The 11,835-nt window shown below is 48.4% G+C and carries 12 protein-coding genes; 5 read left to right on the top strand and 7 right to left on the bottom strand.

Translation table 11 applies throughout. The features are described from left to right. Nucleotides 1-361: 361 nt before the first annotated feature. Nucleotides 362-511, bottom strand: a complete 150-nt coding sequence (locus tag SD53_RS18680; protein ID WP_157850025.1) for a hypothetical protein — start codon at nt 509-511, stop codon at nt 362-364. 358 nt (nt 512-869) lie between these two features. Continuing rightward, complete coding sequence (locus SD53_RS14430; protein ID WP_046520891.1) at nt 870-1,232, bottom strand: YebG family protein; 363 nt, start codon at nt 1,230-1,232, stop codon at nt 870-872. 160 nt (nt 1,233-1,392) lie between these two features. Here SD53_RS14430 and SD53_RS14425 point away from each other — a divergent pair, with 160 nt between their 5' ends. The 5 genes from SD53_RS14425 (at nt 1,393) to SD53_RS14405 (ending at nt 6,232) form a co-directional block, all read left to right on the top strand. Then, entirely contained in the window at nt 1,393-2,664 is a 1,272-nt protein-coding gene (locus tag SD53_RS14425) for an anti-phage deoxyguanosine triphosphatase (protein ID WP_046520890.1), read from the top strand. A gap of 24 nt (nt 2,665-2,688) precedes the next feature. Further along, nucleotides 2,689-3,726 carry an alpha/beta hydrolase gene (locus tag SD53_RS14420; RefSeq protein WP_046520889.1) on the top strand — a complete coding sequence of 346 codons (1,038 nt, stop codon included), beginning with the start codon at nt 2,689-2,691 and terminating at the stop codon, nt 3,724-3,726. Between the two features lie 14 nt (nt 3,727-3,740). Then, nucleotides 3,741-4,634, top strand: coding sequence for a LysR family transcriptional regulator (locus SD53_RS14415; protein WP_046520888.1), 894 nt, complete (start codon nt 3,741-3,743; stop codon nt 4,632-4,634). Nucleotides 4,635-4,804: 170 nt separating this feature from the next. Then, nucleotides 4,805-5,614 carry a hypothetical protein gene (locus tag SD53_RS14410; RefSeq protein ID WP_046520887.1) on the top strand — a complete coding sequence of 270 codons (810 nt, stop codon included), beginning with the start codon at nt 4,805-4,807 and terminating at the stop codon, nt 5,612-5,614. Between the two features lie 57 nt (nt 5,615-5,671). Next, complete coding sequence (locus SD53_RS14405; protein ID WP_082101883.1) at nt 5,672-6,232, top strand: DUF1349 domain-containing protein; 561 nt, start codon at nt 5,672-5,674, stop codon at nt 6,230-6,232. Nucleotides 6,233-6,250: 18 nt separating this feature from the next. Here the strand turns inward: SD53_RS14405 and SD53_RS14400 are convergent, their stop codons facing one another. The 5 genes from SD53_RS14400 to acnD all read right to left on the bottom strand — a co-directional run bounded on the left by SD53_RS14400 (nt 6,251) and on the right by acnD (nt 11,774). Continuing rightward, nucleotides 6,251-6,820, bottom strand: coding sequence for a GNAT family N-acetyltransferase (locus SD53_RS14400; protein WP_046520885.1), 570 nt, complete (start codon nt 6,818-6,820; stop codon nt 6,251-6,253). A gap of 18 nt (nt 6,821-6,838) precedes the next feature. Beyond that, a complete protein-coding gene (locus tag SD53_RS14395) occupies nt 6,839-7,351 on the bottom strand; it encodes a GNAT family N-acetyltransferase (protein WP_046520884.1) in 513 nt (170 codons plus the stop codon). An 81-nt stretch (nt 7,352-7,432) separates the two neighbouring features. After that, complete coding sequence (locus SD53_RS14390) at nt 7,433-7,837, bottom strand: hypothetical protein (RefSeq protein ID WP_046520883.1); 405 nt, start codon at nt 7,835-7,837, stop codon at nt 7,433-7,435. 105 nt (nt 7,838-7,942) lie between these two features. Then, complete coding sequence (prpF, locus tag SD53_RS14385; RefSeq protein ID WP_046520882.1) at nt 7,943-9,169, bottom strand: 2-methylaconitate cis-trans isomerase PrpF; 1,227 nt, start codon at nt 9,167-9,169, stop codon at nt 7,943-7,945. Nucleotides 9,170-9,185: 16 nt separating this feature from the next. Beyond that, nucleotides 9,186-11,774: a Fe/S-dependent 2-methylisocitrate dehydratase AcnD gene (gene acnD, locus SD53_RS14380; RefSeq protein ID WP_046520881.1), complete on the bottom strand. Its 2,589-nt coding sequence runs from the start codon at nt 11,772-11,774 to the stop codon at nt 9,186-9,188. Nucleotides 11,775-11,835 lie beyond the last annotated feature (61 nt).

Below are 11,835 nucleotides of genomic sequence, written 5' to 3'. Positions count from 1 at the left end.
TTGGCTACCCAACAGCAGTCTATCTGATCCAGACCTCAGTTTTTAATGAAAAAATTCAATGCTTTAAATCAGTATTTCAGATACTACAGAGTGGTGATTCAGAAGATAGTTCCACTAAAAATAGTCGAAGAGCCAGCGATGACAAATAAATTACGCCAAAACGACAGCTCTGATAGTGATAAGGGATACTTCAGCAGGACACACAGATACAGAGCCACAGTGGCCGATCGAGGATAAAAAAAACGCGCTTAGCAGCAATCTAAGCGCGTTAAAGGGGTTACGTTTTTCAACAACAGGGAACTTAGCAATCAACAAGGTCGCTGCAACAAGCTCAGCATGGCTTGCCACAGCGCTCACTGTTTTATTTCGTATATACAGCACCACTCAGACTTAAAGCACGGCCAATCTGAGCTAAAAACTGATTGATCCGACGCACCAGCAGCAGAGAAGATACACTGCGCTCTGTCGTGCTCAGGTCAGATTTTTCTACTGTCGTATGGATACTGTTCATGTTCAACCTCGTTTAGTCTGAGAAAGTGTTCATCCGAAAACGTGGTTATTATGCTGCAATTTTAACCAGAGCACTAACGAGATAATTTACAACCTGGCCATTAGTTTTTCTAATGGAAAATAGATGTGAACGTCATAATTTATTCAGCTTAGTTTCATAATGGCTATGCAGCTCGATACTTATCCGGCAATAAAAATGCTGCCAAAGCAACTAATTATGCAGAATTAATTAGTAAAGCCCAATAAAAAAGGCATAAACCATTTATAGTTATGCCTTTTCAGAGAGATTTATTTAATTAGCTGTTCTAATAAAAGTTAAAGGGACAAGCAAGTTTCTAGCTCAGGCATCTGCTGAAAACTTAAGCAGCCAGTTCATCTGCAGCTTGTGTCACTTCGGTCAGTACAACGGCAGCTTTAGTCGCATCTGTAGTGCCCTGCTCTTTCCCCTTGTCTTTGGCCTGATCTTTCTCCGCCACTGCTGCTTTATTGCTTTTAGTTTTCTGATTCAGCGTTTGGATCACCAGCTCTTTTTGCTGTGCTAAATACAACGCCAGATCTTCACGTTGTTGCTCATCCGGGATCAACTCACTTTGCCCCAGCAGCAAAAACAGTTCATCAGCTATATCCAGCATCCGGTCATAGGCGTCCGCTTCGGGCTTTGAACTAAAGGTCATTTTTTCTACTCCAGCACGCTCAACAATGTATTTAATAATAACGGCCATAAATCCTCCTGCGTTTGATACTGTTCATTTATACAGTAATCACTGTTTATTTGTCCAGCTCTTTTTATGAAAATACGCATCGCCTGTTTGCTGCTTTTGCCGTAGCATAAAGTAATGATTTAAAGTGAAAAATTTCAGGCTAGTGTCAGAAGGATTTTGTATGCAGCATCAGTGGGCCGAACGCCGTCTTGCCGAGCAGAGTCAACGACCAAACGATCACCGAACCCCCTGGCAAAGAGACAGGGCCAGAATTCTGCACTCTGCGGCTTTTCGCCGCTTGCAGGCAAAAACTCAAATCATGGGCATAGGCCAGAATGACTTCTATCGCACTCGTCTGACTCACTCGTTAGAAGCGGCTCAAATAGGCACAGCTTTAGTGGCTCAGTTAAGTTATCAGCAAGAAGACCCGGCGCTGCGGTCCTTGTTGGCACAAGACAGCCTGATGGAAGCCTTGTGTCTGGCGCATGACTTAGGTCACCCGCCTTTTGGTCACGGCGGCGAGAAAGCGTTGAACGCCTGCATGCAACAGTTTGGTGGCTTTGAAGGCAACGGCCAGACCTTGCGTATTGTCGGTAAATTGGAGCCCTATACCGCTAGTGGTGGTATGAATTTAAGCCGCCGTACTTTGTTGGGTTTATTAAAGTATCCGATAGTACAACCTGCACCTGGCCAGGTTGAACAAGGCCTGACCGTTAAACCCTGCAAAGCTATTTATGCCTCAGACAGCGATTTACTCGACTGGATCTTAAGTCCACTGGCAACAGCCGATCGTGAAGCGTTTCAGCGCACCGAAACACTCGACAAAGCACCTTTCCTAAAATCGCTGTATAAATCCTTAGATGCCTCCATTATGGAGCTGGCTGATGATATCGCCTACGGTGTGCATGATTTGGAAGACGCGATAGTCACGGGCACCGTCAGTAGCGAGCACTGGCGTCGGCTGGCCGAACCTGAAATGGCAAAATTGCCTGCAGATATTGCCAGCGCGTTAAAACATATCAGCCAGAAATTATTTATACCCGAACATCATATTCGCAAAGACGCTATTGGCGCTTTGGTGAATTTGCTGATCACCAGTGTTGAGTTGTATCAGTCATTGCCGCAGGCTTTGGATCCGTTGATCCGTTACAATGCCAGGCTGCCCGAACCGCAGCAGCAGTTGTTACAACTGTTGAAGAGTTTTGTCTATGAAGCGGTGATTTTGTCACCGGAGGTGCAAAGAGGCGAATACAAAGGCCAGCAAATCGTTCGTTCCCTGTTTGACGCTTTTAGTTCGCAAGCAGAGCGGTTATTGCCAGCCAACACCAAAAATCGCTGGCAGAGAGCGGACAATCAGCAGGCACAGATGCGCATTATTTGTGATTATGTGTCTGGCATGACTGACGAGTATGCACTGCGCATGCATCAGCAATTATTTGCTGCATCGTTGTAAGTGTGGAATAAGGAAAGAATTCTGGTGACGAAGTCGGCATTAAGAGTACTGGCAGGAGCCACAGCTTTTGCCCATTTGCAGCAGCATGGTTTACGTCAGCAAGACATTGATTTGGTGTTAGGAGCCAGCGGTGGTCCTAAATGGTTTTGCTTATTTGGCTTGGATCAGTATCTGTTTGGTGAGTTTTTTAAAGACAGAACCTCGCCTTTATCCCTGGTTGGCAGTTCAGCCGGTGCCTGGCGTTTTGCCTGTGTCACGCAGCAAAACCCGGCTGCAGCCACAGCACGTTTTGCCAAAGCTTACAGCAGCTTATGTTTTCCAGCTAACGCCAGTATTGATGAAATTACGGCCACCTCAGCTTCAGTTCTGGATCAGGTGTTTCCAACTGATGAGGCAATTGCACAGGTATTAAATAACCCTGTGCTGCAACTGAATTTTATTGCAGCCCGCGAAGTAAAAGTCCGAAAATCTGAACGCAAGGCAGCACAACTGCGGCGTTTAATGCTGGCTGCAGGCGCCAATCTGCTTCAACCTGCCTTGCTGCAAAAATTTTACACAAGAGTGGTGATGCAAAACCACAGCAACCCGACTTTACTGCAGCGAGTACCACATGAAGCTTATCCACTGACTCTGGATAATTTTAAAGCGAGTTTACTGGCTTCAGGTTCTATTCCAATGGTGATGCATCCGGTCAAGGATCCGGCAGGCATGCCTGCAGGTTTATACATGGACGGTGGTTTGCTCGACTATCACCTGAGCTTGCCTTACCAGCAGCAAGGATTGATTTTATATCCTCACTTTTATCCGTACCTGATACCCGGCTGGTTTGATAAATCCCTGCCCTGGCGTCGTGCCAAAGCAGCGCAAATGGACAAGATGATTTTGCTGTGCCCGTCCGACGCCTGGCTGAAGTCTTTGCCCTATGGCAAAATTCCCGACCGTAAAGATTTTGATAAACTGACAGATACTCAGCGTCTTACCTATTGGGCTACAGTGCTGGAACGCTCAAAAGAGCTGGCGGACGACCTTAAATCCGGCCATTATCTGCTGGAAAAAATCTAGTCAGGTGGCGGTCTATGGATAAACTCAGAGCCTTAACTGTGTATCGCCGGGTGGTTGAACTCGGTAGTTTTAAAGCCGCGGCCGATGATTTGAATTTATCCAAAGCGGCTGTCAGTAAAAATATCTATGAGCTGGAAGACTATCTGCAAAGTCCGTTAATTCAACGAACCACCAGAAAACTGCACGTGACGGATCAGGGTCAATCCTATTACCAGCAGATCTGTCGGGTGTTGGATAACCTGGCACAGGCGGATCTGTCGGTGCTCGAGTCCGCAGACGTGCTGAAAGGTCGTTTGAAAATCAGTGTGCCCATGTCATTCGGTCTTGTCGAAATCAACCCGCTGATTTGTGCATTTATGCAGCAACACCCTGCGCTTGCGATAGAGTTGCTGATGACGGATCAGTATATTGACCTGATGGAGCAAGGCGTGGATATTGCGGTGCGGGGAGGTGCGCCTCTGGTGGATTCCAGTTTGCGCTCACGTAAACTGGCCGATATAAAACGAGTGCTTTGTGCCTCTGCAGATTATCTGAAACGATCCCCGCCTTTGCTCAGTCCTGCCGATCTGAGCCAGCATCAGTGTCTGGTGTATAGTTTATCCTCATCGGCACAGCGCTGGAGCTTTAAAAAACAGCAGCAACAGCAAGATATTGAGCTACCGGTCAGTCGTTATACCGTCAATAACGGTTTGGCCCTGGCACAAACAGCAAAACTGGGCCATGGTATAGCCTTGCTGCCGGAGTATTTTGTCAAACAGGCGCTTGCTCAGGGCGAGTTGCAGCAGGTATTGCCGGATTGGCAGACAGAACAGCATTCTCTGTACATCATTTATCCTTATCATAAAGAGCAATCGCAAAAAGTCAGAGCTTTTATCGATTTTATGCTACAGCACTTTACTCAAATCTGACGTCAGGTCGCAACAAAAGGATCGCTGCAACAACGCCGCCTGAGCCCACCAATAGTTCACTATAGGTAAACAATTCATCCACCAATCCAATCTTTATATTGAATTTAGTAAAAATTACACTGACTCAGAACACAGCAGTTTTCAATATTTCTGGATCAGGAGATCACCGAATGAACCTTTGGCACAAACTAATGGCAGTGGCATTACTTTCCAGCTTGCCATGGACGCAAAGCACGGCACAAACACACTCTGACAGCGGACAACTCACCTTGTCGTACAGCGATGGCCGACCAGCCACTCAAGGCCTGGAGCAGGTCAATCAGGTACTGAAGTCTGTTGGGGTCAGAGTCAGCACTGTGGCTATCCCACCACAGGCAAAAGCAGTCATAGCTCAGGCAAAACAACGGGCACTCAGCCAACAGGAAAGTGAACAATTGCTTGCGCACTTTGCGCTGCACAGAGGCGAGTTGCTCGAGCAAATCCGTTTAGCTGGCCGTGAAGCCGCTGCGCCACGGGGAGGTTTTTTATCCACCTCAGAAAAAGGTGTGGCGCCTTATCCTAAAGTGTACGATATGAAAGCGATGACACCGGAACTGGTGCATTATCTGCAGAAAAAGTTTGGTAAGTTACATGTCAACAGTGCCGATAATGGAGTAGGCATTGATGAAGTGATGACCATAGTGTCGGGGGGCGCCTGGACCTGGTTTTTTGTATTACCTGATAATACAACGGCTAAACTGACCTTGGGTTATGTACCGGCGGATGGAGAGGCCTGGCGTATCAGTTATCCGGGGTTAGTACCTCATGGCGGGTTCTTCGACGCACCTTATGGCCTGGTTGTGGCTTATGCGCATGGGCCAGAGCATTTTGTGATGCGTTATGAAGAGCCCGCCGTACAAGGCGCAGAAACACTAGGCACTAATCCCTGGATTAACTTCAATGCTGAAAAACCAGAATTACTCACTCAGATCACACCCTAGCGTCCAACCAGCAAGAGCCGGGCTTAGAGCCCGGCGTCGCTAATCCAAGGAGATCACATGACAAAGGCTTCTCAATGGTTCAACCCGCCCGGACGGTATTCAGACGGGCCCCCTCTTCGATTTACTACAGCAGCCCACACCGACTTTTGGCAACATACGCATTATCACTTTTATCGGGACAATGGCCATTTCTATTATTGGCAAAGTACAGCAGACCAACTCTCGTTGGTCGTTGAAGTGCAGGTAAACGCCAATAGCAAGTTCGATCAGGCTGGTATTATGCTGAGAAAAGATGCCCATAATTGGTTAAAAATCTCAGCGGAATGGCTATCAAAAGACCAGGCTGCGTTGGGTTCAGTGAATACACAAAATAGCAAATCTGACTGGGCCAGCCAAACTATCCAACCCGCTACAAGCTGGACCTTGAAAGTAGAAATTTCACAGCAGGACGCTGTAGTCTTCGCCTTATTGGGCGCAGCGTGGCAGCAATTACGGGTGTTAGATATCAGTCATATCAGAGAGAACGACAGGATTTGTATTGGTATTTACGGTTGTAGCCCGGACGGGCCGGGCTGTGAGGTTATTTTTCATCGTCTGGACTATGCTGAATCAGCCTGAGCCCTGCCTGGTGTGTGCTTATTGCCCCACCAGAGACTTGCTTAATTCGGTACGACTATGAAGTTTGACGCCAAAGGACTGTACAGCCACCTTACGTCGAAATTCAAAACCTAAGCGGGTCCAGAATTTTAACGACTCAGGGTTCTGATCAAAAACACATAACCTGAGTTCCCGGGCCCCCTGTGTCAGAGCCAGTGCTTCAAACCTCGCAAATAGCCGGGAACCTACACCTGTTGAACGTAATGTCGGGTGAACCAGCATCAGCCCGATATACCACACCCCAGAGCTTGGATAATGGCGCAGCCCCTCAATCATAGCGTGATAATTTCCCTGTTGGTTTTCTGCCGCATAAATAAACTTACTGTCTGGACTCAGACCGGCAGGCACATATCCAAACTCATCTGCAGCGGCTGATGGCGCAGGAGGACAGCCATCAGCCATCACATAATAGTCGGTGCATTGCTCAAGCAACATTTGTAGTTTTGGTGCCGCACTTGGATCCAACAAGGTCAAACTGTTAGCGTCAGTTTGCTGTTGTGTCAGACATCCGGTAGCTGCTTTGTTGAAAAAGCTTGTTAGATTAGCCATGCCGCCCTCTCTGCTTTATTAACACTGCGTTTCGGTTAAAGAACACTGCATATAGCTGGCTATTTCGGGTAAATAAGTATCCAGACTAGCCTGCTGCTCTGCAGTTAGCGTCACAACTTGGCTAAAACCTTGTTTTGCCCAGTAAAGGTCCGCCCCCTGCACTGCAACCAAAGCCAGAGCATCTAAGCCCATGCGTCGGGCTTCGGCTCTGGCATGTGCCAGTAACTTCGGCGCCAGAGACTGACCGCGAAACTCACTGGAAATTGCCATATCATGCAGGTACAAACAACTGGCCTGTTCATAACGGGGAAAGGCTGTAGCTAAAGGCGCAATACGGCCGGGTATGGAAGGATAAGCCAGCAGATAACCTGCCATCTGCTCGCCGATAAAATATCCCCAGCAGGTTTGACTAAATCCAGAGATCCGTTCAGCCATCACAGCGGCAGATTCAACCAGTTCTTCGCTGTAACAATTGCCCTGCACCTGCATCAGTTGAGGTACATCAGCGACAGATAAATTCAACACAGACATTACAGATACCAATAAAAATACCACCTGCTCCAGAGGAGACAAGTGGTTTTTCAGGTTAAAAACTCAGTGAGTTTTGTAGTTTTAGTTCAGACTTTTTAACAGCGCCTGATCAAGACCGTCGCCTGTTAACAACTTCACAATGGCTTTGCAGTGATCCAAGGTAAAGTCACCTTCGCTAATTTGCAGATTTAAAGCTTCGCGGCGTTTCTGCACTACATCAGACAGGGTTTTATTGTCAGCGTCAGCGCCTTTTAGTTTCTGATCTAATTTGGCCAGCCAGGGGTACAATTGCTTTTCTGCGTCATAAGCCTGCTGGCGAATTTCCGGATGATAGTCTTCGCAGGCATTGAGATTTAACAAGTAAAAATTCAGATAACCGGCAACGGTCAGATACTGATAATCCACTGTTTCAGCTTTTACTGTAGAAGACAGCGTTGCAGAACTTAAACATAAAGCGGCGAACAGACTGTAACCTAACTTCTTCATCTAAGGCTCCCCTAAAAAATCGTAAATTCGATAACCAATCTACAGAGAATAACCTGCCTTTTCAACACAGCAGGTTATTTATCCAGCGCAAACACAGAAATAGGCTTAGGGCCTATCAGTTTTTGCATTTTCACCCGATGAAAAGCAAGCAGCGGGCACCCTGACCCAACCTTCCATTAGTACCCTGGCACTGCGGCTCATGATGGCTTTGGTGACTTTCCACTCCCCGGCCACGAACACCGCTTCTGCCCCCACCCTCAAGGTACCGGACGGATGGCCAAAACGGACGACTTTACGCTTGACACCACCAGCGGCCTGATTGACTAAAGTACCAGGGATAGCGGCTGCAGTGCCAATAGCAACGGCGGCTGTCCCCATCATGGCATGGTGTAATTTACCCATAGACAAAGCCCGCACTACTAAATCTATATCTGCTGTTGTTACCACTTTGCCGCTGGACGAAACATAGTCAGTGGCAGGAGCGACAAAAGCCACCTTAGGCGTATGCTGCCGGGTTTTGGCTTCGTCTATATGGCTGATTAAACCCATTTTCACCGCACCATGAGCGCGGATAGTTTCAAACATGGCCAGAGCTTTGGGGTCGCTGTTAATCGCATCCTGCAGCTCAGTGCCTGTATAGCCTATGTCTTGGGCGTTGACAAAAATAGTGGGGATTCCGGCGTTAATCAGAGTGGCTTGTAAAGTGCCAACACCAGGCACTTCCAAATCGTCCACTAAGTTGCCGGTTGGGAACATGGAACCACCACCCTCGCCGTCTTCATCCGCGGCCGGGTCGATAAATTCCAGTTGCACTTCAGCAGCCGGAAAGGTCACACCATCCAGTTCAAAGTCACCGATTTCCTGCACTTCGCCGTTGATCATCGGTATATGGGCAATAATGGTTTTGCCAATATTGGCCTGCCAAATCCGCACTGTGGCTTTGCCGTTTTGTGGAATGCGGCGCTCATCGACCAAACCAGCACTGATGGCAAAAGAGCCAACAGCGGCGGATAAATTGCCGCAGTTGCCGCTCCAGTCGACAACAGCTTTGTCGATAGAGACCTGACCAAACAGGTAATCGACATCATGATCGGCTTTGCTACTTTTGGATAAAATCACCGTCTTGCTGGTACTGGAGGTCGCACCACCCATGCCATCAATTTGTTTACCATATGGATCCGGGCTGCCAATCACTCTGAGCAGCAGCGCATCTCGCGCTGCTCCCGGAGTTTGCGCCGCTTCTGGTAAGTCCTGCAGACGGAAAAATACGCCTTTGCTGGTGCCACCCCGGATATAAGTGGCAGGAATTTTTAGTTGTGGTAAATAGCTCATTATTCTTATCCCTGCCCTACACCTTAGCTTCAAGGAAGTCTTTGGCAAAACGCTGCAACACGCCACCTGCTTCATAAATCGACACTTCTTCGGCGGTATCCAACCTACAGGTGACAGGCACCTGCAGCACCTCGCCGTTTTTGCGGGTCACCACTAAGGTCAAGGTAGTGCGCGGTGTACGTTCCCCAACCACATCGTAACTTTCTGTGCCATCCAACCCTAAGGTTTTACGGTTCACCCCGGCTTTAAATTCCAGCGGCAACACGCCCATGCCGACTAAGTTAGTGCGATGGATACGCTCAAAGCCTTCCGCCACTATGGCTTCTACCCCGGCTAAACGTACCCCTTTGGCCGCCCAATCCCGGCTGGAACCCTGGCCATAATCAGCACCGGCAATGATGATCAGAGGTTGTTTACGCTGCATGTAGGTTTCAATGGCTTCCCACATCCGGGTCACTTTGCCATCGGGCTCAATCCGGGTTAACGAACCTTGTTTGATTTTGCCATCCACCACGGCCATTTCGTTCATGAGTTTAGGGTTAGCAAAAGTCGCACGCTGCGCTGTTAAATGGTCGCCTCGGTGCGTAGCGTAGGAGTTAAAATCTTCTTCCGGCAAGCCCATTTTATGCAGGTATTCCCCGGCCGCACTGTCCATCATAATGGCGTTGGAGGGTGATAAATGATCGGTGGTAATGTTATCGCCAAGCACGGCCAGTGCCTTCATGCCCTTCATAGTACGCTCACCAGCCAACGCGCCCTCCCAATAAGGTGGGCGACGGATATAGGTGCTTTGTGGCCGCCAGTCGTACAGCGGACTAATTTTTTCGCCATAATCCACCGACAACGCAAACATAGGCTCATAGACTTTACGGAACTGTTCAGGCTTCACGCTGCTTGCGACCACGGCATCAATTTCAGCATCACTTGGCCAAATGTCTTTTAAGCGAATTTCGCTGCCGTCTTTGTCCAGCCCCAGCACGTCTTTTTCGATATCAAAACGAATGGTACCGGCAATGGCATAAGCCACCACCAGCGCAGGAGAGGCTAAAAACGCCTGCTTGGCATAAGGATGAATACGGCCATCAAAGTTACGGTTACCGGACAACACAGCAGTGGCGTATAAATCACGCTCGATAAGCTCTTGCTGAATAACCGGGTCTAAAGCGCCACTCATGCCATTACAGGTGGTACAGGCAAAAGCCACTATGCCAAAGCCTAAGGATTCTAAATCGCCTAATAAGTTGGCTTCTTTTAAATACAGCTCAACGGTTTTAGAGCCAGGCGCTAACGAGCTTTTTACCCATGGCTTACGGCTTAAGCCTTTGGCTTTGGCGTTACGCGCCAATAAACCGGCTGCGATGACATTTCTTGGGTTACTGGTGTTGGTACAACTGGTAATGGCAGCGATAATCACAGCACCGTCCGGCATCAAGCCCGGCTGGTTTTCTACTACACCACTAATGCCTTTGGCGGCTAAATCGCTGGTGGATACCCGGGCATGTGGATTGGAAGGACCTGCAATAGTGCGGCCAACACTGGATAAATCAAAACGTAAAACGCGCTCGTATTCAGCCGTTTTTAAACTGTCAGACCATAAACCTGCAGTTTTGGCGTAGGTCTCTACCAGTTTAACTTGAGCTGGCTCACGGCCTGTCAGAGTTAAATAATCCAGCGTTTGCTGATCGATAGAGAACATAGCGGCTGTAGCGCCATATTCAGGCGTCATATTCGAAATAGTCGCGCGGTCGCCCAAACTTAAGCTGCTGGCGCCTTCACCAAAAAACTCCAGATAAGCCGACACCACTTTTTCTTTGCGTAAAAACTCAGTTAAAGCCAGTACGATGTCGGTCGCCATAATGCCCGGCTGAGCTTTGCCGGTCAGCTCCACGCCAATAATATCTGGCAGACGCATCCAGGAGGCACGGCCTAACATCACGCTTTCAGCTTCTAAACCACCGACCCCAATCGCAATCACACCCAGTGCATCGACATGAGGGGTATGGCTGTCGGTGCCAACTAAAGTATCAGGAAAAGCGACACCATCAATGGCGTGAATAACCGGCGACATCCGCTCTAAATTGATTTGGTGCATAATGCCGTTGCCAGGTGGAATGACATCGACATTTTTAAAGGCTTTTTTGGTCCACTTGATAAAGTGGAATCTGTCGTCGTTGCGTCTGTCTTCAATAGCGCGGTTTTTCTCAAACGCATCTTTTTCAAAACCCGCATGCTCCACCGCCAGCGAGTGGTCAACAATGAGCTGAGTCGGCACTACAGGATTGACTTTGGCCGGATCGCCGCCTTGTTGTGCTATCGCATCACGCAGGCCAGCTAAGTCCACTAAAGCGGTTTGACCTAAAATATCGTGGCAGACTACACGGGCCGGAAACCAGGGGAAATCCAAATCCTGCTTGCGGTAAATCAGTTGTTTTAACGCATCGGTCAGTAAGGCCGGATCGCAGCGGCGTACTAAGTTTTCTGCATGCACACGGCTGGTATAAGGTAATTTGGCATAAGAGCCAGGTTCAATGGCGTTACAAGCCGCTTCGGCATCAAAATAGTCCAGACTGGTGCCTGGTAAGTTTTTACGGTAGTTAGAATTCATGGCGTGGCCACTCAGTTAAATTGTTTACTTCAGATCCTACAAAAGCCCGCTGAGGGCTTCT

Origin of the sequence: Rheinheimera mesophila, from assembly GCF_000986865.1 — a bacterium.
GTDB classification, from domain to species: Bacteria; Pseudomonadota; Gammaproteobacteria; order Enterobacterales; family Alteromonadaceae; genus Pararheinheimera; species Pararheinheimera mesophila.
The sequence above is the reverse complement of the archived record's forward strand: the minus strand, read 5'-3'. Positions and strand labels throughout refer to the sequence as shown.

What these genes read in the sequence shown, in the direction of transcription:
- SD53_RS14400 (WP_046520885.1), bottom strand. Translation starts at nt 6,820, where the DNA reads ATGGCTAATCTAACAAGCTTTTTCAACAAAGCAGCTACCGGATGTCTG.
- prpF (WP_046520882.1), bottom strand. Translation starts at nt 9,169, where the DNA reads ATGAGCTATTTACCACAACTAAAAATTCCTGCCACTTATATCCGGGGT.
- SD53_RS14425 (WP_046520890.1), top strand. Translation starts at nt 1,393, where the DNA reads ATGCAGCATCAGTGGGCCGAACGCCGTCTTGCCGAGCAGAGTCAACGA.
- SD53_RS14410 (WP_046520887.1), top strand. Translation starts at nt 4,805, where the DNA reads ATGAACCTTTGGCACAAACTAATGGCAGTGGCATTACTTTCCAGCTTG.
- SD53_RS18680 (WP_157850025.1), bottom strand. Translation starts at nt 511, where the DNA reads ATGAACAGTATCCATACGACAGTAGAAAAATCTGACCTGAGCACGACA.
- SD53_RS14430 (WP_046520891.1), bottom strand. Translation starts at nt 1,232, where the DNA reads ATGGCCGTTATTATTAAATACATTGTTGAGCGTGCTGGAGTAGAAAAA.
- SD53_RS14390 (WP_046520883.1), bottom strand. Translation starts at nt 7,837, where the DNA reads ATGAAGAAGTTAGGTTACAGTCTGTTCGCCGCTTTATGTTTAAGTTCT.
- SD53_RS14415 (WP_046520888.1), top strand. Translation starts at nt 3,741, where the DNA reads ATGGATAAACTCAGAGCCTTAACTGTGTATCGCCGGGTGGTTGAACTC.
- acnD (WP_046520881.1), bottom strand. Translation starts at nt 11,774, where the DNA reads ATGAATTCTAACTACCGTAAAAACTTACCAGGCACCAGTCTGGACTAT.
- SD53_RS14405 (WP_082101883.1), top strand. Translation starts at nt 5,672, where the DNA reads ATGACAAAGGCTTCTCAATGGTTCAACCCGCCCGGACGGTATTCAGAC.
- SD53_RS14395 (WP_046520884.1), bottom strand. Translation starts at nt 7,351, where the DNA reads ATGTCTGTGTTGAATTTATCTGTCGCTGATGTACCTCAACTGATGCAG.